We start from the raw sequence: 1,526 nt of genomic DNA on the forward strand, positions 1-1,526 counted from the left end.
CTGTTTGTCTCTTTTTATGGTAATTATTGTTATAAAAATTGCTCATCTACAGTAATTTATAAACTTGCTAGGGAGTCGAGGGAATCGACTCCCTAGTTTTTTTTTAAAAAATGGTAGACAAGACAGGTGAATATATTATATATATTAACTTGAAGGGTATAAAATGTAAAATGAGGAGGTTAGTAGAATTTTATTGTTGTCAAAATTTTAGTTCTTAATGAGGGAGGAAAGCTAATGAAAAAAGTAGTTTATCAAAGCGCACTTTTATTTATTTTTGCATTGATGCTTGTTATCCCATTTCAGGCTCATGCAGAAACATCTATTCGCGAAGGTTTTTATATCGTAAAAGGACAACAAGGTGTGTACTATCCGATTAGCGATCTGTTCGATACGCAAATGAGGCAACGTGTTCTCGATGAAGTGAATGACGCAGGTTTTTCTCATACATACATCGTCTTAGATGGGCGAATTGCGACTTTGTATGATTTTGCCTTCTTGAAGTTGCAAGGAGTACCGATCACCGCAGAGACGATGCCACCAGTGTTTTTTGTTGATTATCTTGGAAATGAATTAACATTTCCATGGCATGGTGAGTGGCTAGAAGTAATAGACGTTCAGTAGTATGTTGTCTCCAAACATGTGTAGAAAAGCAAGGGGTTGGAATCGGTAAAAATTCTAAGAGGGGAAGTGTAAAACATGAGGCGATTGTTTGTACGATTGTTGCTGTCTGTTTTTCTGTTATGTATATTTCCGTCGCTAACATTCGCTCATACGTTAAGCGAAGAAGAAAAATTAGAACGAGTCCGCTTTTATGTAGAAAATTATTACTATAAACAGGTTGTCCCTGATGTTCTTCAACAACACTCCATCCAATCAATGATGGAAAAGCTTGATCCGTACTCTAACTATATGACATATGAGGAGTTTCAAGAGTTTTTAAATTCCATTTCACCTAGCGTGTCTGGAGTCGGCATATATGTGGAGGAAGACGAGCTTGGTTTACGGATCGTTGACATTTTTACAGATAGCGATGTCGAACGAAAAGGTTTGCAAGTAGGAGATATTATTGTTCAAATAGATGGACATGTGTTACAACATATTTCATTCGAAGATGCTGTTTCATACTTGCAAGGGGAAGCTGGAACGTACGTGCAATTACGTGTATATCGTCCAAGCACAAACGAATATTTCACAATCGTTACACAACGCCAAACATTTGACATCCCCCTTGTATTCCATAAAAAGTTAGCCGGTCATATTGGCTATATTGCCTTATTCAGTTTTGATGAAAACGTTGCAGACGAAGTGCAACATGCAATCGCTGATCTTGGGGAAGTGAATGAATATATTGTTGACTTACGTTACAATGGTGGTGGATATATTGACGCTGCTTTAAAAGTAATTGGTCTATTTCCAAATGTTCCAAATGCAACATGGATCAAGTCAAGAGATGAACAAGAAATGATGAGTTCAATTGTACAACCTGTCCAGTTTAGCAAACCAGTTTCACTATTAGTTAATGCATT

2 protein-coding genes are annotated in these 1,526 nt (G+C 36.9%); both read left to right on the plus strand.

The features are described from left to right. Positions 1–234: 234 nt before the first annotated feature. A complete protein-coding gene (locus V7Z64_RS13305; protein ID WP_297988026.1) occupies positions 235–621 on the plus strand; it encodes a hypothetical protein in 387 nt (128 codons plus the stop codon). Between the two features lie 75 nt (positions 622–696). Beyond that, a partial coding sequence (locus V7Z64_RS13310) for a S41 family peptidase (RefSeq protein ID WP_297988024.1) occupies positions 697–1,526 on the plus strand: 830 nt, incomplete at its 3' end.

The sequence above is a fragment of the Anoxybacillus sp. genome (assembly GCF_036834105.1).
In the GTDB taxonomy this organism is placed as follows: domain Bacteria; phylum Bacillota; class Bacilli; order Bacillales; family Anoxybacillaceae; genus Anoxybacillus.

Bases quoted from the DNA above. Each gene is read 5' to 3' on its own strand.
- V7Z64_RS13305 (WP_297988026.1), top strand. From the start codon at position 235: ATGAAAAAAGTAGTTTATCAAAGCGCACTTTTATTTATTTTTGCATTG.